Source organism: Corynebacterium sp. HMSC078A10 (assembly GCF_001811565.1).
In the GTDB taxonomy this organism is placed as follows: Bacteria; Actinomycetota; Actinomycetes; order Mycobacteriales; family Mycobacteriaceae; genus Corynebacterium; species Corynebacterium hesseae.
On sequence record NZ_KV805203.1, the window covers coordinates 1 to 335 of the forward strand.

Genomic DNA, 335 nt, shown 5'->3' on the forward strand with positions numbered 1-335 from the left:
AAGTCGTGTGGTCCCCCTTCTCCCGAAGTTACGGGGGCATTTTGCCGAGTTCCTTAACCACAGTTCACCCGAACGCCTTAGTATTTTCAACCTGACCACCTGTGTCGGTTTAGGGTACGGGCCATACATCCACATCGCTAGAGGCTTTTCTCGACAGTACTAGATCACCAACTTCACCCACATTTGGGCTACGCATCACGCCTCAGGTACACGGTGTGCGGATTTGCCTACACACCACCTCACACGCTTACACCAACAATCCACTAAGCGGCATGGCTACTACACTGTGTCACCCCATCACTTGAACCACACATCAGGCCCCACGACATCAACAA

General features: G+C 52.5%; 1 rRNA gene. It reads right to left on the reverse strand.

Annotated features, from left to right (window positions below):
- Nucleotides 1–335 (reverse strand): 23S ribosomal RNA (locus tag HMPREF2808_RS13610); the annotation flags it as partial.